This window comes from Thermoleptolyngbya oregonensis NK1-22 (assembly GCF_032705245.1).
Classification (GTDB): domain Bacteria; phylum Cyanobacteriota; class Cyanobacteriia; order Elainellales; family Elainellaceae; genus Thermoleptolyngbya; species Thermoleptolyngbya sichuanensis.
On the sequence record NZ_CP053540.1, the window covers coordinates 3,893,808 to 3,915,755 of the forward strand.

General features: G+C 57.9%; 12 protein-coding genes. 4 read left to right on the plus strand and 8 right to left on the minus strand.

Annotated elements, in window-relative coordinates:
* Positions 1–97 precede the first annotated feature (97 nt).
* Both HNI00_RS16400 and HNI00_RS16405 read left to right on the plus strand, forming a co-directional pair.
* Positions 98–8,308, plus strand: a complete 8,211-nt coding sequence (locus tag HNI00_RS16400) for an aminotransferase class I/II-fold pyridoxal phosphate-dependent enzyme (protein ID WP_316787627.1) — start codon at positions 98–100, stop codon at positions 8,306–8,308.
* A gap of 419 nt (positions 8,309–8,727) precedes the next feature.
* A complete protein-coding gene (locus tag HNI00_RS16405) occupies positions 8,728–9,366 on the plus strand; it encodes an acyloxyacyl hydrolase (RefSeq protein ID WP_316787628.1) in 639 nt (212 codons plus the stop codon).
* Positions 9,367–9,369: 3 nt separating this feature from the next.
* On the opposite strand, the gene HNI00_RS16410 is transcribed toward HNI00_RS16405, so the two are convergent.
* From HNI00_RS16410 to HNI00_RS16430, 5 genes are read right to left on the minus strand one after another with little or no spacing between them, the layout of a single operon-like run.
* Complete coding sequence (locus HNI00_RS16410) at positions 9,370–10,602, minus strand: glycosyltransferase (protein ID WP_316787629.1); 1,233 nt, start codon at positions 10,600–10,602, stop codon at positions 9,370–9,372.
* A 54-nt stretch (positions 10,603–10,656) separates the two neighbouring features.
* The gene (locus HNI00_RS16415) at positions 10,657–11,403 is read right to left on the minus strand and encodes an aspartyl/asparaginyl beta-hydroxylase domain-containing protein (protein ID WP_316787630.1); all 747 of its coding nucleotides are present in this window, start codon (positions 11,401–11,403) and stop codon (positions 10,657–10,659) included.
* A gap of 2 nt (positions 11,404–11,405) precedes the next feature.
* A complete protein-coding gene (locus HNI00_RS16420) occupies positions 11,406–13,142 on the minus strand; it encodes a glycosyltransferase family 39 protein (RefSeq protein ID WP_316787631.1) in 1,737 nt (578 codons plus the stop codon).
* Positions 13,143–13,174: 32 nt separating this feature from the next.
* A complete protein-coding gene (locus HNI00_RS16425) occupies positions 13,175–14,842 on the minus strand; it encodes a glycosyltransferase family 39 protein (RefSeq protein WP_316787632.1) in 1,668 nt (555 codons plus the stop codon).
* 51 nt (positions 14,843–14,893) lie between these two features.
* Positions 14,894–15,724, minus strand: a complete 831-nt coding sequence (locus HNI00_RS16430) for an alpha/beta hydrolase (protein ID WP_316787633.1) — start codon at positions 15,722–15,724, stop codon at positions 14,894–14,896.
* 456 nt (positions 15,725–16,180) lie between these two features.
* Here HNI00_RS16430 and leuB point away from each other — a divergent pair, with 456 nt between their 5' ends.
* Complete coding sequence (leuB, locus tag HNI00_RS16435; protein ID WP_420156376.1) at positions 16,181–17,239, plus strand: 3-isopropylmalate dehydrogenase; 1,059 nt, start codon at positions 16,181–16,183, stop codon at positions 17,237–17,239.
* Positions 17,240–17,270: 31 nt separating this feature from the next.
* On the plus strand, positions 17,271–19,055 hold the full coding sequence (locus HNI00_RS16440; protein ID WP_316787635.1) for an aconitase/3-isopropylmalate dehydratase large subunit family protein: 1,785 nt from the start codon (positions 17,271–17,273) through the stop codon (positions 19,053–19,055).
* On the opposite strand, the gene HNI00_RS16445 is transcribed toward HNI00_RS16440, so the two are convergent.
* The 3 genes from HNI00_RS16445 to modA all read right to left on the minus strand — a co-directional run bounded on the left by HNI00_RS16445 (position 19,036) and on the right by modA (position 21,938).
* Entirely contained in the window at positions 19,036–19,848 is an 813-nt protein-coding gene (locus HNI00_RS16445) for a 4'-phosphopantetheinyl transferase family protein (protein WP_316787636.1), read from the minus strand. The two genes, HNI00_RS16440 and HNI00_RS16445, sit on opposite strands and share 20 nt — an antisense overlap.
* Before the next feature lie 49 nt (positions 19,849–19,897).
* Positions 19,898–21,055, minus strand: coding sequence for a substrate-binding domain-containing protein (locus tag HNI00_RS16450; RefSeq protein ID WP_316787637.1), 1,158 nt, complete (start codon positions 21,053–21,055; stop codon positions 19,898–19,900).
* Positions 21,056–21,152: 97 nt separating this feature from the next.
* Complete coding sequence (gene modA / locus HNI00_RS16455; RefSeq protein WP_316787638.1) at positions 21,153–21,938, minus strand: molybdate ABC transporter substrate-binding protein; 786 nt, start codon at positions 21,936–21,938, stop codon at positions 21,153–21,155.
* Positions 21,939–21,948: the final 10 nt, after the last annotated feature.

Here is a 21,948-nt window from a genome sequence, read left to right on the forward strand (position 1 = left end):
AATTGAGCCGGGAAATTAACATAAAACCCAAAATCTAAAATCTAAAACCCAAAATTCTCCCTTCTCTATACTCACCTGTCCACTGACCGACTCGCGTATGCCCCCAGAACCCATCGCAATTATTGGAATCGGCTGTCGCTACCCCGGCGCTGATTCTCCCGACGCTTTTTGGCAGTTGCTTAAAAACGGTGTCGATGCCGTCACAGAAGTACCGCCCGCTCGGTGGAACAAAGACCAGTTTCAAACAGTGGCGAATACAGAATCAGCCAGAGCCAGCCTGCGGTGGGGCGGTTTTCTAGAACAGGTCGATCAGTTCGACCCGCTGTTTTTTGGGATTGCGCCCCGCGAAGTGAACACGATGGACCCGCAGCAGCGGCTCTTATTAGAGGTGGCGTGGGAGGCAATGGAGGATGCAGGCATTGTGCCGGAGCGCCTGCGGGGAACGGATACGGGCGTGTTTGTGGGCATCGGCACGCACGACTATTCCATCATGCTGTGGCAAGACCCCATTGATGACCCGTATCTCACCACAGGCACGGGCAACTGCATCGCCGCCAACCGAATCTCCTACCTTTTTGACCTGAAGGGGCCGAGTCTGTCGGTGGATACCGCTTGCTCTTCCTCGCTAATTGCCGTTCACCTGGCCTGTCAAAGCCTGTGGACGGGTGAATCGACGATGGCGCTGGCAGGCGGCGTGAATGTGCTGCTGCTGCCGACGGTAACACTGGGCTTTGCGCGGGGCGGGTTCATGTCCACCAGCGGGCGCTGCCGCAGCTTTGATGCCAGGGCCGATGGCTACGTCCGCAGCGAAGGGGCAGGGATGGTGCTGCTGAAGCCCCTGTCGCAGGCGCAGGCGGATGGCGACCCGATTTATGCCGTGATTCGGGGCACGGCTGCAAATCAGGATGGGTTCAGCAACGGCATGGCCGCGCCGAATGTAGACGCGCAGGAGCGGGTGCTGCGGGCGGCCTATCGGCGGGCGGGCATTTCCCCAGGGCAGGTGCAATATATCGAAGCGCACGGCACGGGTACGAAACTGGGTGACCCGATTGAAATCACGGCGCTGGGCCGAGTGCTAACGGAGGAGCGTCCGGCAGGTAGCTTATGCGCGGTGGGTTCGGTGAAGTCCAACATCGGGCATACAGAAACGGCAGCGGGCGTAGCAGGGGTGATCAAAGCCGCCCTCAGCCTGAAGCAGGGGCAAATTCCGCCTAGCCTCCATTGCCAAACACCCAATCCGCAAATTGGATTTGACTCACTGCCGTTGCGAGTGCAGACGGAGTTAACGCCGTGGAAATCCAGCCCTGCGATCGCCGGAGTGAATTCCTTCGGCTTTGGCGGCACGAACGCGCATATCGTCATGCAGGAAGCACCGCCGCCTGCTGAACAGAATAGGGCCAAGAATGTTCCCAAGAAGATAAATAAGAAGGCAAGCAAGAATGTAAGCAAGAAGCTAAACAAGAACTCAAAAAAGAAGCAGATCGATGCGCTATTGGAACGTGAATCGGAAGGCGATCGCCCGCCGTATCTGCTTACCCTCTCCGCCAAAAGCGAGACTGCCCTGCGACAGCTCGCGCACCGCTATGGTGAATACCTGGCGAATCATCCAGAGACGGATTTGGACAGTTTGTGCTTTACGGCAAACACCGGGCGATCGCGCTTTTCCCATCGGCTGGCGCTGGTGGCAGCGTCTCCTGTGCAGATGCAGCAGCAGCTTCGAGCCTTTGCCCAGCGCCAGGAAACGTCCAATCTCACCTACGGTGTGGCTTCCCAAGCAGCTCCAGAAGTGGCGTTTCTGTTTACGGGGCAGGGGTCGCAGGCGGTGGATATGGGGCGATCGCTCTACCAAACACAGCCGCTCTTTCGCGAAACGGTAGACAAAGCCGCGAAACTGCTGGAGCCGCAGCTTAAGCGTCCCCTCCTGTCGGTGCTGTATCCCGCGCCAGACCAGGCTTCCGAAGCAGCCGACTGGATCGACCAGACCGCCTACACCCAGCCAGCCCTGTTTGTGCTGGAATATGCCCTGGCGACGCTGTGGCAGTCGTGGGGCGTGCAGCCTGCGGTGGTCATGGGCCACAGCATTGGCGAGTATGTGGCGGCCTGCATTGCCGGGGTGTTTAGCCTGGAGGATGCGCTGCGGCTAGTGGCGGCGCGGGGACGGCTGATGCAGGCTCTCCCGCAGGGCGGCGGCATGGTGGCGGTGATGGCGGATGCAGAAACAGTGGCGGCGCGGCTGGGGACGGTAGAAACGGTGGCGATCGCCGCTCTCAATGGCCCGCAGTCTACGGTCGTCTCCGGCGAGAAAACGGCCCTGGCAAAGCTCACCGCTCAACTTACTGCTGAAGGCATCAAAACCACGCCGCTGAACGTCTCCCATGCCTTCCACTCGCCGCTGATGTCGCCCATGCTGGCGGAGTTTGCCCAGGTTGCGAATACCGTTGCTTACCACAGTCCGCACATTCCGCTAATTTCCAACGTGACGGGCGATTTTATGACCACAGACATTGCCACGCCCGACTACTGGGTTCAACATATTTGCCAGCCCGTGCGATTTAGGCAGGGCATGGATACCTTGCAGCAGCAGGGCTGTGGCGTGCTGCTGGAGATCGGCGCAAAGCCAATTCTACTGGGCATGGGGCGGCTGTGCGTGCAGGCCAGCGATCCCGATTTGGCGGAAACCATGCTCTGGCTGCCGAGCCTGCGACCAGGGCAAGACGGCTGGCAAACGCTGCTCAGCAGCCTGGGTGAACTGTATGTTCGCGGCGTGGATATCGACGGGCGGGCGATCGCCCCTCCCTCTGCCCAACGGATTCCCAACCTGCCGACCTACCCGTTCCAGCGACAGCGCTACTGGTGGCAGCCGGATCGCCCGTCTGGATCAGTCAGCCCGCCTGCACCCAGTCGCCCGCGTTCTCTAGGGCTGCATCCCCTGCTGGGTGAACGGCTGCGGCTGGGCGGCACCAGCGACATCCGGTTTGAAGCGCAAGTCAGCGCCGATGCACCCGCCTATCTTGCGGACCATCGGATTGCCACGCAGCCCGTCTTTCCCGCCGCCGCCTATGCAGAAATGGCGATCGCCGCGGGTCGGGCTGTGGGACTATCCCCAGTAGAACTGACTCAGGTTCGCATTGAGCAAGCACTGCGGCTGTCGGCGGCTGCCACCCCGCTGCAACTGGTGCTGTCGCCAGAAGCAGGCGGCTATCGGTTCCAACTCTTGAGCCTGAACGCTGAGTCGGAGGCGTGGACGCGCCATGTCACGGGCTTTTTGGCAGCAGGTCAGCCGTTGAGTTCTGGCCCAGCGCTGGCAGAGATCCAGGCGCAATTTCGTCAGCAGGCGATCGCCCCGCTGGACTATTACGCCCAGTTGCGCCAGCAACACCTGAACTATGGCCCTGCGTTTCAGGTGATTCAGCAACTCTGGCAGGGCGATGGCGCTGCTTTGGCTCGTCTGCACCTGCCGGATATGCTGGGGACTGAGGCGGCGGCGTACCACCTGCATCCCACACTGCTGGACGGCTGTTTTCAAACGGTGGCGGCCGCCTGCGGGCTGGACAGTGCTGCCGGAACTTACTTACCTACGGGCATCGAATCGCTGCGGCTGGGGATGCCGGCCCAGTCCACGGTCTGGAGTTGGGTACGGCAGGTTCGCGCTGTGGCCCCACCGGAAAACGGCGGGCATTGGCATCAGACTAGCGAAGCCGCATCGCCCCTGGCTGCGGATTTACAGATTCTCAATCCGAATGGCGAACTCGTGGCTGAGATCACAGGACTGACCCTGCATCCCGTCGGCGAAATGTCGCTTCTGCGGCTGGCCGGCAGCACAGGATCTTCGCAGGTTGTAGAACGTGATCCGGCCCATTCCACAGAACTGCAAACGGAATGGATCTATACCCTAGACTGGCAGGCGGACGGGAATGATCCTCAGCCTGCACCTGCGTCGGCTCAATCCCGCCAGTGGATGATTCTGAGCGATCGCCAAAAAATTGGCCAACGGCTGGCAGAACATCTGACCCAGCAGGGCGACTCGCGTAGCGCTCCCTTCGGAAATCGCGCATCACTGCTGTTTGCAGATTGGGGGTCGGATGGGACTTCGGCAAACAGCGTGAATCCGCTGGATGCCGAAGAGATGCAGCAACGCATTGCAGAACAGGTGGCGATCGCCCCGGTGACCGATGTGGTGTATCTGTGGGGACTGGATACGGAACCGTCCAGCACGGGCCAAACGCTAACCCAAACCTGCACCCAGCTTTGCGGCGGCGTGCTGCATCTGGTGCAGGCGCTCAATGCCGTTCAAAAATCCCCCACACCCCGGTTGTGGATCGTCACGGCGGGAACCCAGGCAATTGCCCCATCTGACCCGCCCACCCACGTCCCTGCGGCGGCGCTGTGGGGATTGGGGCGATCGCTGCGCCAGGAACAGCCCGACTTGCGCTGCACCTGCATCGACCTGGATGCGGCAGATCCAGACCCTGCCACGACCCTGCTGGCGGCATTGCACCAGACCGATGCGGAAGACCAGATCGCCTATCGCCAGGGCACTCGCTACAGGGCGCGGCTGAGTCCGGATCTGGCAAAGCCCGCCCTGACGATTCCCGCTGCGCCCTCATTTCGCCTGGGCTTGACGCAATACGGCGTGCTGGATCACCTGACGCTGATGCCCTGCCAGCGGCGATCGCCCGGCCCCGGCGAAGTGGAGATTTTGGTGCGGGCGGCAGGCGTGAATTTCCGCGACGTACTGAACGCGCTGGGGATGCTCCAACTCCATCTGGAACACATGGGCTTTGCCACGGCAGACGCAGTGCCCTTTGGCGGCGAGTGTGCAGGGACGGTGGTGGCCCTGGGCGAAGGCGTGACGGCATTCCGCGTGGGCGACGAGGTGATGGCCGCGCAGGCAATTGGCAGCCTGGGGCAGTATGTCACCGTGAATACGAAATGGGTTGCGCCGAAGCCCAGATCCCTCACCTTTGCAGAAGCAGCAACGATTCCGACGGCGTTTCTGACGGCAGTCCACGGACTCTGCCAGTTAGCAAAGCTGCAAAAGGGCGAACGCATCCTGATTCATGCCGCAGCGGGCGGGGTGGGTCTGGCCGCAGTTCAGCTTGCCCAGCGCCTCGGGGCCGAGGTCTACGCCACGGCTAGCGCACCCAAACAGGCCTTCCTCAAGTCTCTCGGCGTGCAGCATGTGTTTAATTCGCGCACGCTGGCGTTTGCCGACCAGATCGCCAAAGCCACGCACGGACAGGGCGTGGACGTGGTGCTGAATAGCCTCAACGAAGACTACATTCCCCGCAGCCTGGAACTGCTGTCGCCCAGGGGTCGCTTCGTCGAAATCGGCAAGCTCGGCATCTGGACGGCGGAGCAGGTTCGCGCCCTGCGCCCCGATGTGGACTATTTTTCGTTTGACTTGCTGGAGGTGTCGCAGGCGCAGCCAGACTACATTGCGGCGCTGCTAAACGAACTGACCGACCAGTTCCAGCGGGAGGCGTTGCAGCCGCTCAAGCACACGGTGTTTGAGATTGCCGAAGCGCCGACTGCCTTTCGCTACATGGCCCAGGCAAAGCACATCGGCAAGGTGGTGATGACGCTGCCGCCCGTGCTGCCCCAGCAGCCTGCGGTTCGCCCCGATGGAACCTATCTGATTACGGGCGGGTTGGGGGCGCTGGGCCAACTCACGGCGCAATGGCTGGTGGAGCAGGGGGCAAAGAGCCTGCTGCTGGTGGGGCGCAAGGCTCCCTCGGCGATCGCCCAAGCCTGGATCGACGACCTGAAAGCCCAGGGAGTGACCGTCATCCCAGCCCAGGCAGATGTGGCAGAACCGGGGGCGATCGCCCCTCTGCTGGAACGCTGTCCCCAACCGCTGCGGGGCGTGGTTCACGCGGCCGGCGTGCTAGATGACGGCATCCTGCAAAACCAGACATGGGAGCGCTTTCAGGCGGTGCTGGCTCCCAAGGTGCAGGGAGCCTGGAACCTGCATGAACTGACGCGATCGCACGCTCTGGATTTCTTCGTCTGCTTTTCGTCGGCTGCGTCGCTGCTGGGTTCGGCGGGTCAGACCAACTACGCCGCTGGCAATGCAGTGCTGGACAGCCTGATGCACCATCGCCGCCAGTTGGGGCTGCCGGGCCTCAGCGTCAACTGGGGAGCCTGGGCCGTGGGCATGTCTACGCAACTGATGGAACGAGAGCGGCAGCGGCTCGAAGCTCAGGGCATGACGCTGATTTCACCCGCGCAGGGGATGCCGCTGTTGACTGAGCTATTGCGGCAAAATCCAGTGCAGGCAGGCGTGTTGCCCATCGATTGGGCCAGGTTTCGCGCAGCCCAGGCAGGACAGGAACTATCGCCCTTTTTTGAGCGCCTGCTGCCCGCCGCGCCCGTTGCTGCCCCTGCTGCCTCTCCGCTGTTGCAAAGCTTACAGCAGGCGGGCGATTCCGGGACAGATCACGTTGCGAATCGCCTGGAGCGATTGCAGCAGTTTATCCAGCAGCAGTTGGCCAAAGTCCTGGGCTTTAGCGCACCGGAACTGATTGACATTCACGATCAGTTTTCGGACTTGGGGATGGATTCTCTGATGGCGGTGGAATTCACCAACCGACTCCAGGCAGGGCTGGGCTTCTCCATTTCGCAAGCGCTGCTGCTCGACCATTCCAGCGTGGCTGCCCTAGCGGAGCATCTGGCCACAACGCTGTTTCAGGATGGCCCCTCTGCGGGGAAAGGAGTAATCACAGCCCAGCAGGCGATCGCCCAAACCGGACAGTCTATTGCAATGGACATTGCCACAGCCACAGACCTTGCCATTGCCACAGCCACAGACCTTGCCATTGCCACAGCCACAGACCTTGCCGCAACGGAAGCGACCGCCAGAGAAGGAGAAGACGGGCGATCGCCCCTGTCCTTGCAGCACCCTGAACAGTCAGATTCGGCACCCTCTAGGACAAATCAGGAGAACACCAGCCTGCACGGACTAACGAATGCAAGTATTTCCGCCGATCGAGTCGGGAACAGCAGCCTCTATACCCCTCAGCCGGATGCGTCGGGTTCAAATCTAGGTTCAGATCTAGGTTCAAACCTAATCGCTCATTCTGAATCAGAAAATCTTGAGGTTCCAGAATCCTACTATCACTTTCATCTCACGCCTGAGTATCAGAACCTGCGACAGGAATTGAATCGAGTGGAAGAACTCGGCAACCCCTTTTTCATGCAGCATACCGGGATTTCCCGCGACACCACTGAGATTCACGAAAAAACATTCATTAGCTACGCCAGCTATAACTACCTGGGCATGTCCGGTGATCCGATTGTGACCCAGGCGGCGATCGCTGCGGTGCAGGAATATGGCACGTCGGTTTCCGCCAGCCGCGTCCTGTCAGGCGAACGCCCTTTCCACCGAGAGCTAGAACAGGAAATTGCTCGGTTTTTGGACACTGAGGATTGCCTGCTGTTCGTTGGGGGCCACGCCACAAACGTAACGACCATCGGGCATCTGTTTGGTCGCCAGGACTTGATCCTCTACGATGCCCTCAGCCACAACAGCATCCGCGAGGGCTGCAAATTGGCAGGGGCGACGCTGATGGAATTTCCGCACAACGATTGGCGATCGCTCGAACACCTGTTGTCCCAGCATCGCCTGCGCTATGAAAAAGTGCTAATTGCCATTGAAGGCATCTACAGCGCGGATGGCGACATCGCTCCCTTGCCAGACATTGTGGCGCTGAAAAAGCGTTTCAAAACCTTCCTGCTGGTGGACGAGGCGCACTCCATTGGCGTGTTAGGGCAGAGCGGTCGCGGCATTGGTGAACATTTTGGCATTGCGTCCCGCGACGTGGATCTGTGGATGGGAACGCTGAGCAAGTCGTTTGCAAGCTGCGGCGGCTACATTGCGGGCAGCAAGGCGCTGGTGGAGTACCTGAAATATACGGCTCCTGGTTTTGTGTACAGCGTGGGCATGACTCCTGCGAACACGGCAGCGGCCCTCGCCTCGCTGCGACTGCTGAAACGGGAGCCAGAGCGAGTTCAGCGGCTCAGAGCGCGATCGCAGCTATTCCTCCACCTCGCCCAAGACCACGCGCTGAACACGGGCAGCAGTGCAGACACGCCGATTATTCCGGTCATCATCGGCGACTCCCAGCGAGCGATTCAGCTTTGTCACCGCATGATGCAGCACGGGATTCATGTGCAGCCGATGGTCTATCCCTCGGTGCCCTACGATCGCGCTCGTTTGCGGTTCTTTTTGTCTTGTTTACATACGGAGGAGCAAATTCACCTTACTGTATCGGCGATCGCCAAGGAGATTTCGCGATTGAATTCTTAGTTAGTTAAATTTCTAACCCCGCCTAATGTCTGGGTCATGACAAGTGCTGTTCATGCTTTTGTTCCAACAACCCGAACTCAGAGCTTACAGTAACTCTCAAAAACCAAGCATGAGCAGATCCAAACCCCATCAAAAAAATGACATTTTCTATTCCTAAGAACCTTGCAAGAGCCTACTCTTTGAATCATCAGTCTGTTTCTTCTAGGATTTCCTACACCGCGCTAATTCTGACAACATCGTGGAGCGCTGTCGTGCTTTCTCCGATGTCGGCCCTTTCCCAGGAAGCATTACCCCAAGACGCTGTTTCCCCAGCTTCTATCCCTGCATCGGTTGAATCTTCTCCATCTGCGTTGCCGCCCGCCGCATCGACGGAATTCTTGCTTCCACCAGATTCCACTGATGTGATTGCGGAGAGTCCGATGCCGCTTACGTCTTACCAGGCGGCGGATTTGCTGAATATGGAAGCGCCGTTGCCATCCGAATTGGCTGCTACTGCCGACTATCCACCGGAGCCAGACGCAGACGGGAGGGCGATCGGCCAGGCTGAACCAGCCCCACCATCCGCCCCGGAACGCTTTGGAGCCGTTGGGCAAAATTACTGGTACGTGCAGGCGGGGCCGTCCATTTCCTACGATCCAGATGACGACGGCTTTGCAGCGTTTGGGCTGGCAGGCGCAGGCATTACGGACTTCTTTGCTCACGGGCACAGCATTAACCTGGAATTGAATAAGCTCAAGTTCATTCAGCCAGGAGACGATGCGGTGGGTCTTAATCTTGGGCTGATCCTTCGCTGGCACTTTGTACGAGAAGACACCTGGTCACTGTATGTAGATGGCGGTGCAGGGTTTCTGGTCACCAGTGAAGACGTGCCCGCAGAGGGTGGATCGCAGTTCAACTTCACGCCCCAGGTCGGCGGCGGTGCAACCTTCCGAATGCGAGACCAGGAACACCTCATGGTAGGGCTGCGCTGGCACCACATTTCCAACGCCGAGCTATACCCACCAAACCCCGGCCGCGACAGCATTCTACTCTACGTCGGCTATATGTGGCCGCGCTGAGGACTAGGGGTTGGTGGCAACAGGCAGGCGCGAAGCCCAAATGCTGACCAGGCGATCGACTGCCTGATCCCAACCGTAGGGCAGCACCCACTCTCGCGCCTGCTGCCCCAAGCGTTGCCGCAGGTCTGGGTCTTCGATAAGCAACTGAAGTTTTTCGACAAAATCTGCGGTGCTGTCCGGCTCATAGAGCAGACCGTTAACTCCGGGCTGAATGCTGTCCAGAACGCCGCCTGCCGCTGGAGCAACAGAGGGAATTCCAGCAGCAAAAGCTTCAAACAGCGTCAGCCCCTTGGTTTCCTTTTTGGAGGTCGTGACGTGGAAATCGCTATTTGCCATGAGTGCAGGAATCTGATCTGGAGACACGCGACCCAGCAGGTAAAAATCGACCACGCCCGTTAGCGATTGACGGATGGTATCCCGCAGTTCGCCATCCCCCGCAATCAGCAGCGAGATGCGATTTGAACCCAGGTTTTGGACTAGCGTTGGAACTGCTTTCAGCGTGAATTTCCAGCCCTTGTCTGGGGTTAATCGCCCCAGGAAAAGAAGTTTTGTGCGATCGCCCACCTTGATTCCATAGGTTTTTTCAAAAAATAGGTCCTGCCGGAGAGTCGGGCTAAAGGCAGTTAGATCAACGCCCAGCAACTCTTCGTATAGCGCATTCCTAATCCCCAGTTTTTGCAGCTTTTCATAGGTGGTTTTGCTGCCCGTTAGCGTTACATCATAGGCGTTGAATACCCGCTGAGTAATGAACACTTTGCAAAGCCACCTCACTAAGGTTTGCAGCGGGGCTGGCAGCGGAAAGAAGTCGTCAATATATTCCAAGAAATTGGTGTGATAGAAGCTGGTGCAGGGGATCTGGTGCGTCTTCGCATGGGCGATCGCCGGAATTTTGCCAAAGCCGAGAAAGAGGCGATCGGGTTCATCCACATGAATAACATCAGGCTGAAATTGCGCCAATCTTTGCAGCACAAGATCATAGGACGTTGAGGTAACATTGCGCTCAAACTCAACTCCCATAAATGAGGCGCTTGGCAAATTGATAACTTCTACACCGGGCAAAAAATGTCCTGTATAGTCTGCCCAATTTGGATAGATCGATTCCAGCGATTCATAGCTTGGACAAAACACTAAGACCTGATGACCCAACTTGCTCAGTCGCTTCAATCTGTGGAGGAGAGTGACTGTCACCCCATCGACAACAGGCAGAAAGCCAGACGTAAGAATTGCAATTTTCATGTATAAATTTAGCTGTTCAATTAATTACTAAATCTTGTCATTAGTCTGGGTCGATTATTTCTGTCTGGCTTCCCACTCTAAAAGATTTTTGCGACCGCTCTGCACATAGGGCGACCAGGCAATCAGTTGGATCATAAACTGATTGAACCAGGCTACGGGCGCACGCATGGGACGAATGAAATCAACAAACAAAATTACGCGAATGTCATCTGTATGATTCCAGGCGGAATGGGGAAACGTATCGTCAAAAATTAGGCTTTTTCCCTCCTGCCAGTGGCGCACTCCGCTGCCCACCCGAATGCCGCACTGCTCTGCCGCTGCGGGTACTTTTAGCCCCAGGTGATAGCGCAATAATCCCTTATAGGGGCCGCGATGTTCTGGGATCGTTTTATGGGGCAGCAGGATAGAAAAGAATGCCGTTTTCATGCCAGGAATCTGTTCAACCAGGCGCGTCGTTTCGGGGCAGCGCAGGCAGTTTTGCTCTGATTTGTAGCCATAGCCATAGAGAAAGTAGGTCTTCCACAGATTGTCCTGAGTGATGCTGATCTGATCCGTGGAGATGTCTTGAAAATTGGGAATGGAATACACGTCTTTCAGCAGATTGTCTAACTCTGCTCGAATCGTTTTCCAGTTTGTTTCTAGAAGTCCAACCCAGGGAAAGTGCTGAACTTCAAAAAAAGCCCCGTCCCCAACAGCAGAATATTTCGCAATCAGATCCTCTAAGCTTCTAACCAGCTTTTCCCCTTGATGAACCGCAAAGGCTTTGTGCTGTTTCTGGAATTGATTGATTAAGGATTTCATAATCATGGAGAAGGGCAAGATTGGTTAACTTTCCAGAGAGACAGGGCCAGTTCATTGGGGACTAGTTTTTGGGGACGATAGGCTTCATGAACGGGTTGGTTTGTTTCAGTTTGAATGCGGGTGATTAACGCTGCTGAGGGATTCAAAAGAAACACAGGCTGGCACGGTTCTAATAATAGGCGATCGCCCCTCCAATTCTCGCCCATCGAGGCAATCACCTGGATCTGCGTTTGGGGCTGCAAGTCGAGACTGAGGGAGACCAGATCCATCGCCTGGGCAGGTTCGGCAATCAGGCGGGGGGGAAGGGTCTGGCCAGTGGTTTGGTTAATCAACGCGGCGATCGCCCGATTGTGCAGATTGCGGCTTTTCTGGTACTTGGGCGGCTGCTGAAGTTGGAAGCCGTAGGACAGAAAGCAGAGGGCAACCAGGCAAAGCATCAGCCCTCGCCCAAATCGCCGCCGAGAGGGGGACTTGGCGCAGAGTGAGTCAGTGAGGTAAGAAGACAGCACCAAAATCATACCTAGGTGAAACGGCAGCAAATAGCGGGCAGCCGTGGAAAGCTGGCTATTGCGGACAACATCTAGCCCCAGCAGCAAAGCAGGAATCGTCAGAGCGAACAGCACGACAAATCCCCAGACCGGGCGTGGACTGCGGCGGACGAGATGGCGGAGGGCGATCGCCAGCAGCAGCATCAGCAGCATAGAGGTCAGCAACTTGGCGACAGTCGGCAGGTCGGGGGACAGCGTGGCAGGTACGTCAAACAGCAGGATGGAGGTGTTGTAGAGCCAGATTGCCAACAGCGGCAAAACGCCCATCGGCTGGTGCATCCATTCAGTATTAGCTTGCAGGGTATCCCAGCGACCCAGCACGACAAACACCCACGGGAGAAATAGCCCGACCGCCAGCGCCGCTGCCTGGAGAAACCCACGCCGCTGAGCGCGAGTCCGAGACGGGTCGCATCGCGAACTGCCCACCCCCAGCACATACAGCCCGTGCCCCAGAAACACCAGCGCCGTCAGTAGCGACGTATACAGCCCCACCGCCATGCTGAATCCATAGGTCAACCAGCGCCGAAGCGAATGCGGCATCTCGTTCCCAACGGTGTTCTGTTTCACATTCTGTCTCACGTTCTGTTTCATGCTCTCTGTGGTGTACCCCATCGCGTTCCATAACGCCAAACTACTCCACAGCAGCGTGACGCTCCACAGGCTGTAGGGACGCGCTTCTTGGGCATAGGATACGAAAAAGGGCGATAGGGCTAGTAACATCGTGGCGATCGCCCCGGCGGTGGCAGAATTGAACAACTGGCTGGCCAGTCGCCCGATGAGCGCAAGTGAGATCAGGCTGAACAGAACCGAGAGCGATCGCACGGCGACTATGCTGCTGCCCCAGAGTTTTGTCCAGCCGTGGGCTAGCAAGAAATAAAGCGGGGCGTGTTCGGGGCTTTGAGCCAGGACATGGAGGACTTGGGTCAAGGGCAAATCGGGGGCGGGATGCAAAAACTGCTGGAGGTCTGCGGGCGTGCGGGGAACGCCGTCGCTGAGTTGGGCGGTGACTTCGGCGCGGGTGTAGCCAGAAATGCGAACCGAGGTGGCAACTTCATCCACCCAATACACGCGATCGCCCAGCCCATACCCCCGAAACAGGATGCCAGCCAGAATCAGGAATACCAGCAATCGTCCCAGGATTCGACCCGGATTTTGCAGGAATTTGAGAGGCGATCGCGCTACATGAAACATCGCAACAGGAACACAGTGAGGAGGGACATCACTCAGCTAGAAGGACAGGATCGATCGGGATTCTCAACGTGCCAGAGGGATAGATGAATGTCTGAATCTGTCAAGGTTTTTGGGCGAAAAACTTCGGCAATCTGGAGGCGATCGCGCTGCTGAATGTCCTGCTGGAGTGATGCAGATGGATTTAGCAGAAAGAAGGGTTCACATCGCTGCGGCGGCATGGACACAGGACTCAGAATTTGAACCCTGGTATCGGGTTTGAGGAACTGGCTGAGGGATACCAGATCGAGGGCATAGCGAGACTCGGCAACGATCTGGGGTGAAGGCTGCTGATTCACCAGGGTTGCAATTTCAGGGTTGTGGCGATTGCGAGATTTTTGATAGTCGGGAATGTGATGCAGGTTGGACAGACCCGATGAAAAGCTGACCGTGAGCAGGAAGGCTAAAACGCCGCGCTGCCAGGAACGCCCCGCAGAGAGCCAGCCCGCTACCGAAATTAGCACGGCAAGCTGGACGGGGATGAGGTAGCGCGATGTGGCCGAGGCCTGGCCCTGACGGATGAGATCCAGCGCCACCAGAATCACAGGAACAGGCAGCAGCAAGGCGGCGACGAAGCTTCCGACATGCTGCTGCTGAAATGTCCACCGGAGCGCAAGGGCGATCGCCCCCAGGGTGAGCAGTGCAGTGAGAAATTTGACCGCTACCAGCGCAACTGGCCCCAGTTCCACGGGCGCGTCAAAAAACAGCACGACGAGGCTATAGAGCCAGACCACCAGCATCGACAGCGCCCCCATCGGCTGGCGCATCCATTCAGTATTAGCTTGCAGGGTATCCCAGCGACCCAGCACGACAAACACCCACGGGAGAAATAGCCCGACCGCCAGCGCCGCTGCCTGGAGAAACCCACGCCGCTGAGCGCGAGTCCGAGACGGGTCGCATCGCGAACTGCCCACCCCCAGCACATACAGCCCGTGCCCCAGAAACACCAGCGCCGTCAGCAGCGACGTATACAGCCCCACCGCCATGCTGAATCCATAGGTCAACCAGCGCCGAAGCAAATGCGGCATCTCGTTCCCAACGGCGTTCTGTTTCACATTCTGTCTCACGTTCTGTTTCATGCTCTCTGTGGTGTACCCCATCGCGTTCCATAACGCCAAACTGCTCCACAGCAGCGTGACGCTCCACAGGCTGTAGGGACGCGCTTCTTGGGCATAGGATACGAAAAAGGGCGATAGGGCTAGTAACATCGTGGCGATCGCCCCGGCGGTGGCAGAATTGAACAACTGGCTGGCCAGTCGCCCGATGAGCGCAAGTGAGATCAGGCTGAACAGAACCGAGAGCGATCGCACGGCGACTATGCTGCTGCCCCAGAGTTTTGTCCAGCCGTGGGCTAGCAAGAAATAAAGCGGGGCGTGTTCGGGGCTTTGAGCCAGGGCACGGAGGACTTGGGTCAAGGGCAAATCGGGGGCGGGATGCAAAAACTGCTGGAGGTCTGCGGGCGTGCGGGGAACGCCGTCGCTGAGTTGGGCGGTGACTTCGGCGCGGGTGTAGCCAGAAATGCGAACCGAGGTGGCAACTTCATCCACCCAATACACGCGATCGCCCAGCCCATACCCCCGAAACAGGATGCCCAGCAGCAACGCTAGCGCCACAAGCCACCGCCAGACCAGGTGTTTTGCAATGTGCCCACCGTTTTTCACCATGTTGTTTTGAAAAAAATCGAAGTTCTGGAAAAAGTGCCGATTTGAGCAGTTTCATGGGGCGATCGCATGATTTTTTGCAGCAGGATTGGCGTAGCGCGTAACGAAGCGCTGGAGCGTCTGGAAATACAGCGTCCGGTTGATTCGTCGCAAATTGCTGTGGCCCGCCTGGGGAATCAGCAGCAGTTCCTTGGGCGGCGGCGCGGCCTCGTAGAGCGCTTGCCCCATGTGGACAGGCACGACGCGATCGCCCGTCCCGTGGATCACCAGCAGCGGCATCTGGAGCGATCGCACTTTTGCCAGGGAATCAAACCGCTGATGCAGCAAGAGATCCACAGGCAAAAGCGGCACGGGCACAAAGTGACGGATCATGTCTCGCATGGAGGTAAACGAGCTTTCGACAACTAGGGCGGCCAGGTCGGGATTGTGGGCTGCCAGGTCGAGGGCGATCGCCCCTCCGATGGATCTTCCCATAACCACGATGCGCTGTGGCGGAATGCGGCGGGTTTGGGTGAGGTAGTCGAGGGCGGCGATCGCATCGGCATAGACCGACTGTTCGCTAGGAAAGTTGCCTTGGCTCTCGCCATAGCCACGATAGTCGATGAAAAAGGCCGCCCAGCCTAATTCATGAATCTGCGCTGCCAGTCGGGGCAGATCCCCCAAATTGCTGCCTGTGCCGTGGAAATATAGCACCGTCGGCGCGTCGTCCCGATTCGCGCCAATCCACCAGCCGCGCACCCGCCCCGTCCCCACGGGCAAATCGACGATTTCGTAGCGCAATCCCACCGCATCCGGCGTGGTGCGAATGTCAGCATCGGGACGAAAAATCAGCCGCGTCTGCCCCGCCCACGCCAGCCCACAGGCCGCTACGTACAGCGCCGCCATGCTGATCAACAATCGATAGAGTCTCTTAGTCTTCGTAAAACGCATTCGATGTAGGTTTCAGGGGTCAGGAGTCAGGGGTCAGGGGTTAGGGGTTAGGAGTCAGGATCAGAACATTACTTACACGACTTTCAAGTGTCCTAGCTCCCTCTCCGACCGCTGTAAGCACGGCCCGCAATCCCTGATGCTGATGCAGAACAGAGGTCGGAGGGGGTTTGGGGGAAAGCTTCCCCCAAGGCTTGCTGGCTCGGACACTGAAACAAGCTCTTTAGCACTGTCGCGATCGCCAGCCTTAGGAAAGCTTGCTACCTCAGGGAGCGCAGCCCTACTCACCGCGATCGCCAGCAATGAAACAGATTTGATATCATTCTGATCCCTAAAACCTGACCCCCTGATCCCTATCTCCTGCCAGACGTATTATCATCCATAGGTTCGCTGTGGGAAGTGGGGATTGTGGGGATTCGAGAATATCGGTTGGTAGCGCTGCCGGGGGAAGGCGTAGGCCCAGAGGTCGTAGAAGCGGCGCTGGCGGTGCTGGCGCATTTGGCGACGCTGCATGGCTTTTCGGTGCGGGTGACGCATGGGCTGGTGGGAGAACCCGCCGTGCAGCAGTTTGGCACAGGGTTTCCGGAGGCGACGGCGCGGCTCTGCGAGGGGGCGGACGGCATATTATTCGGGGCGGTGTCAAAGGCGGGCTTGCTGGAGTTGCGGAAGCGGTTTGACCTGTTTGCCAATTTGCGCCCGGTGCGCCCGGTCAAAAGTCTGCGACATCGCTCGTCGATCAAGCCGGAAAAGCTGGACGGCGTGGACATTTTGTTCGTGCGGGAGTTGGTCAGCGGCATTTACTTTGGCCCGTCGGGGCGCGGGGTGGATGGGACGGCCCCCTACGGCTTTCACACAATGCAGTATGCCGATTCTGAAATTCGGCGGGTTGCCCGCGTTGCGCTTCAGCAGGCCCAGCAGCGGCGCAAGAAACTGGCGATCGCCCACAAGGAAAATGCGCTGCCCTGCCTTCCCTGGACGCGGCTGGTGCAGGAAGAAGCGGCGGCGTTTCCCGATGTGGCGCTGGTGCCGATGCTGGTGGACAATCTGGCGATGCAACTGGTGATGAATCCGCAGCAGTTTGACGTAATTTTGGCGGGCAACCTGTTTGGCGACATCCTCAGCGACATTGGCGGGGCGATCGCCGGGTCGATTGGGCTACTGGGGTCTGCCAGCCTAAACGCAGACGGCTTTGGCCTATACGAGGCGATTCACGGCACTGCGCCAGATATTGCAGGCAAGGGCATTGCCAATCCGATGGGAACGCTGTCCAGCGTGGAGTTAATGTTGCGGCAGTGGGACGAGGGGACCGCAGCGGCCCATCTGGCGATCGCCCAGGAGCATCTGCTGGAGGCGGGCTATCGCACAGCCGACCTAGTGGCCTCGCCAGAAGATCGGTTTGTGAATACGAAAGCCTTCACGGAGCAACTGATTCAACAGCTAACCAATTCAACAGCTAACCAATTCAACAGCTAACCAATTCAACAGCTAAATCATTCAAAGCCCTATGAACGCACCTGAGAATCATCCTGCGAATGAATCCGAGAAGGTTTTAAGCCTGGGAGATGATATCAATACGGATGACATTATTCCCGCAAAGCGAGGAACCAATCTCGATCCGGCGCATCTGAAGCGGTACGCACTGGAACACATCATCGGCATCGATCAGCTCATGAATTATGACGTGATCGAAGCAGGCGCAAACTTTGGCTGTGGCTCCAGTCGAGAAATCGCGGCGATCGCCCTGAAAGCAGCGGGTATCCGCGAGGTGCGGGCGCGATCCTTTGCCGATATTTTTTACCGCAACAGCATCAATATCGGTTTGCCCTTAAAGCACTTGGGCGAAGCAGAAACCCACCCAATTGTGGCGGCGATTACGCAGGCAGGCGGACTGTTTGCCTTTAACCAGCAGCGATTGCGCGGAGACATGGCCCTGCCGCCCAGCAACACGCCGCGCCGCCCCATGACGATGGCAGAAAAGCTGCTGGCGCGGGCATCGGGCAATGCGTTTGTACAGCCCGGCGAGGTGGTGTTTGCCAGGGTGGATTTGGCGATGTCCCACGATGCGATCGCCGCTGGGGTGGCACAGCTTTTCTACCAGCATTTTGGTGAGTCGGCAAGGATTTGGGAGCGCGATCGCCTGGTGCTGGTGGCGGATCATTTTATTCAAATCAACGACATTCGGGTTGACCCCAAAGCTGACCTACTTTATCAGCAAATGGTCCAGTTTGCCGAGGAGCAAGGCTGCCACCTGCTGGATGTGGTGTCGCCCGGAGAGGCGGCGGGCATTTGCCATGTGCTGCTGCCAGAGCGGGGGTTTGTGCGGCCAGGCATGGTGATCGCAGGGACAGATTCCCATAGCTGCACCTACGGCGCGTTTGGCTGCTTTTCCACGGGCATCGGCACGACGGACATGGCAAATTTGCTGGCGACGGGCGACCTGTGGCTGCGCGTGCCGCCGACGCTGCGAATCTGCCTGGAGGGAACGCCTGCACCGGAGATCAGCGCCAAAGATATCATGCTGTTTTTGCTGGGGCAGTTGGGCTGCGACGGGGCGATCGGGCGGGTGCTAGAGTTTTGCGGCGGGGCGATCGCCCGAATGCCGATGGACGAGCGGATGACGCTGGCAAATATGGCGGTGGAATGTGGGGCGCTGTGCGGGCTGATTGCGCCTGATGCGGTGACGTGGGAGTATCTGGCAGAACGCCAGAGGGAACGCACTAGCGAATACTTGGAAGAACGACTGGAGGATAAGGCGATGGCAGAACTGGGGAGGGCGATCGCCAGTGATGCGGATGCAGAATACGAACGCACCTACACGTTTGACCTGACCCATCTAGAACCCCAAGTCGCCTGTCCGCCCAAGCCCGATCAGGTGGTGGGCATTAGCCAGTTGGGGCGGGTTCCCATCACCAAGGCGTTTATCGGCTCCTGCACGGGCGGCAAATTGCATGACCTGGCCGAAGCGGCAGCAGTGCTAAACGGGAACCGAGTTGCGCCCCAAGTCAGCCTGTTTGTCGTCCCTGCGTCGCAAGCAGTGCTGCAACAGGCCGAGGTCTTGGGCTATGTGGAGATCCTGGAGGCGGCGGGTGCAACAATTCTCAAGTCGGGCTGCGGAGCCTGCATCAACGCGGGCAGGGGCGTTTTGGAGGCGGGCGAGAACGGCATCTACGCCACCAATCGCAACTTCAAGGGGCGCAGCGGCGATCCCACAGGGAATAACTATCTAGCCTCGCCGCGAGTGGTGGCCGTTTCTGCAATTCGGGGATACATCAGCCGAGAGTTGGGCTAGGGGAAATAAGTTGTATCAGATCTTGCACGGCGTAAAGACGGTAGCAATACAGGTTAAAAGCTGGCTTGTTTACTGCAAACGCACTAGAAAAATGATTGCCAAGCGACATAGGTTGAATCTGCCAGTATGAATCAGACGGTGATGCATCAGTGAATACCGGGACACAAATTGAGCCGTTAGGAGCGATCGCCATCTCCACCTGCTCTAGCCCGCTCAATCCCCGGCCAGTTGCCTTCACGTAGGCTTCTTTGCACGTCCAGAGTTGCAGAAATTGAGTCAGTTGCTCAGCGGGGGGCAGAGGGTTTAGCACAGCGCGTTCTGATTCAGAGAAGACAGATCGCGCCAGAGCAAGCACATCCAGCGGTCGATGCTGCTCCAGGTCAACCCCAATCGGATGCTCCTGCGTGAATCCGTACAGCACCAGCCTGCCCGAATGCGACAGGTTGAATTGCAGTGGCAGCGCTGCGCTAGGCGAGGACATCAGGGCGGGCTTGCCGTAGGAATTGTAGGAAAAGCAAATGGCAGATGGCGCAAGCCCGGTGTAGCGACTGAGCAGGTGTCGCAAAATGCCCCGACCGATGATGAATCGAGCGCGATCGCTCTTCTGGCGAAACTTTGTGGCTCTGGCCTGTTCGTCGGGCGAAAGGGTTTGCTCAAGCAATGGCAGGGCTTCTGCACCGCCCTCAATATTCACCAACCACAGATGAACGTCTGTAGGAGCAAGGGGTTTTAGCTCGGACAATGCCAGCCAAGTGGGGGCGATCGCCGCAATTTTGGGAACAGTAAAAGACATAAGTGACAGATTCGATCAGGATGCAAAATACTGTCGCAGATGTACGGACTCAAGAAGACCTAACGGTACTCAAAATATCCCCCGTTTGACTCGTATCGTAACCGCCCAGCGTTTGCAACTGCGACAGAACCCGACGATGGCCCAGCGTACTCAAAAGCTGCTGCACGGGCGCTTCTTCGAGATAGGGTTGGAGCGTTACCAGATCATAGCGAGAGCGATGCAGCGGGATGAACTCTAGCCCAAACGCTGCGGCAACGGATGCGGTGCTAACGCCTGCGCTTGCCTGCCCAGTGGCGATCGCCCTGGCCACCTCCAGATGCCCCGCTGCCAGGGTGTCAAATCCTCGAACCGCTTGCGGCGAAATGCCTGCTGCCTTGAGCGATTGCTCTAACACCTGCCGACTGCCCGCCCCCACTTCCCGATTCACAATCCTTACGTCCAGTCGAGTCAGATCTTCAATCGTTTTGAGTTGCAGCGGGTTTCCAGGCTGAATGAGTAACCCCTCTTCCCAACTGCCCAGATTAATTACCACAGCAGCGACACCTTGCAGGGCAGCTTGCGTTTGCAGGGCAGTTTTCACAAACGGAACGTTGTGATCTTGCATGGCGGTATCGTAGAGATGCATTCCCGCAAGATGCACCTCTCCGCGAAAGAGCCGCTCCAGGGCGCACATGCTGTTGTCCAACGTCCAATACACGCGCAGGTCGGGATGCCATCGCTCGGCGGCCCGCGCCCACAGAGACAGTGCTGGCGTGCAGCCCGCGATGACAACTGTGCGGTGCAGCTTTTCCAGATCGTCGAGCAGGTGGACGTGCAGCATTTGGGTGGTCGAATCGTAGCGACCTTCCCCGTCCGCAGGCACCATTTCTGTCCGAAAGGCGGTGCCCCCCTTCAGCGGATGTGCAATCCACTGGCCGCCCACTCGGGCCAGGCTGAGTCGGGTTACCTGATCCGTCGGAAAGTCCCGGATCGGGATTGCATCCAACTCCACCGCATCTTGCTCCAGCCAGAATAGGTCTTCGACCTGGCAACCCAGCGCCCTGGCCAGCCGCAGCGCCACGGTTGTGGATGGTGCGTATTGTCCTGCCTCTACGCCGCCGATGGTTTGGCGCGACACTCCGGCGATCGCCGCTAGGTCTTGCTGGCTCATGCCCAGCCGCAGCCGGATTTGCTTCAGATTATTGCAAAGGTCTGAGTCTTGCTTCACGGCTGCTAAGCTGAACGCAATTTGCTGCTTTTCACTTTTTCACTTCGGGATGGTTTTCACTTCGAGATAGCGTCCCATCTCAAGCTACCATGCCGGACTAGGAGACTGGAGTGAAGCCAAAGCTCTCAAATACCTCTCCGGCCTTGGGGCTAAGCAAAAACTGGACATATTCTTTCGCCTGATCGGGATGGGCGCTGGCACGGATCACGGCCAAGGGATGGAGCGTCGGAGAGTGAAGATTTTCGGGGATCGCCTCCACAATTTTGACCTGATCTGTTGTTCTGGCATCCGTAACCCAAACCAGGGCTGCATCGACGTTGCCAGATTCTACATAGCCTAAAACCTGGCGCACGTTCTTGCCAAATACAAACTTAGGCTTCACCTGATCCAGCAGATTCAAGTTCTTGAAAACTTCTTCCGAATACCGCCCAATGGGTACGGTATCGGGGTTTCCAACTGCAATCCGCTTGACGCTCTCTTGGGGCAGATCTTGCAAGCTTTGAATTGCGGTGGAGTTTTTGGGAACCACAAGAACGATTTGATTCTTCACTAAGTTATTGCGCGTTTCTGGAAGCAGCAAACCGTCTTGCTCCAGGTCATTCATGTCTTTTTGAGCGGCTGATATAAAAATATCGACGGGCGCACCGCTCTGGATCTGCTGGCGCAGATCGCCTGATGCACCAAAGTTGTAGGTAATCGTGACGTTGGGGTGTTCGGCCTGGTAGAGCGGCTTAAGGGCTTCCAGGGGTTCCGTGAGTGCGATCGCAGAGGAAACGGTTAGCTCTACAGGCTCCGCAAGGGGGGTCTGGGTTGCACAACTGACGCTAAGCATCAAACTCAACAATACACAAGCAATGAAGGTCAACCAGTTTGGGCGTTTCATGATCTATCCT

Bases quoted from the DNA above. Each gene is read 5' to 3' on its own strand.
- HNI00_RS16400 (WP_316787627.1), top strand. From the start codon at position 98: ATGCCCCCAGAACCCATCGCAATTATTGGAATCGGCTGTCGCTACCCC.
- HNI00_RS16405 (WP_316787628.1), top strand. From the start codon at position 8,728: ATGCCGCTTACGTCTTACCAGGCGGCGGATTTGCTGAATATGGAAGCG.
- HNI00_RS16410 (WP_316787629.1), bottom strand. From the start codon at position 10,602: ATGAAAATTGCAATTCTTACGTCTGGCTTTCTGCCTGTTGTCGATGGG.
- HNI00_RS16415 (WP_316787630.1), bottom strand. From the start codon at position 11,403: ATGAAATCCTTAATCAATCAATTCCAGAAACAGCACAAAGCCTTTGCG.
- HNI00_RS16420 (WP_316787631.1), bottom strand. From the start codon at position 13,142: ATGTTTCATGTAGCGCGATCGCCTCTCAAATTCCTGCAAAATCCGGGT.
- HNI00_RS16425 (WP_316787632.1), bottom strand. From the start codon at position 14,842: ATGGTGAAAAACGGTGGGCACATTGCAAAACACCTGGTCTGGCGGTGG.
- HNI00_RS16430 (WP_316787633.1), bottom strand. From the start codon at position 15,724: ATGGCGGCGCTGTACGTAGCGGCCTGTGGGCTGGCGTGGGCGGGGCAG.
- HNI00_RS16440 (WP_316787635.1), top strand. From the start codon at position 17,271: ATGAACGCACCTGAGAATCATCCTGCGAATGAATCCGAGAAGGTTTTA.
- HNI00_RS16445 (WP_316787636.1), bottom strand. From the start codon at position 19,848: ATGTCTTTTACTGTTCCCAAAATTGCGGCGATCGCCCCCACTTGGCTG.
- modA (WP_316787638.1), bottom strand. From the start codon at position 21,938: ATGAAACGCCCAAACTGGTTGACCTTCATTGCTTGTGTATTGTTGAGT.